We start from the raw sequence: 209 nt of genomic DNA, 5'->3' as shown, positions 1-209 counted from the left end.
GAGCCCGAACAGGCGGCCAAGCCTGAGAAGCCGAAGGCCAAGGAGCAGCCCGCCGCCGAGCAGGAGCAGGCCGAGCCGGAAAAGGCGGCCAAGCCTGAGAAGCCGAAGGCCGAGGAGCGGCCCGCCGCCGAACAGGAGCAGGCCGAGCCCGAACAGGCGGCCAAGCCTGAGAAGCCGAAGGCCAAGGAGCAGCCCGCCGCCGAGCAGGA

At 71.8% G+C, this 209-nt stretch carries 1 pseudogene; it reads left to right on the top strand.

Annotation, left to right across the window (positions count from 1 at the left end):
• Positions 1-209 (top strand): annotated as a pseudogene (locus tag AC0L2B_RS00005) (hypothetical protein); the annotation flags it as partial.

The organism is Mesorhizobium sp. WSM4815 (genome assembly GCF_055811575.1).
This window is presented reverse-complemented; position numbering and strand designations above follow the sequence as displayed.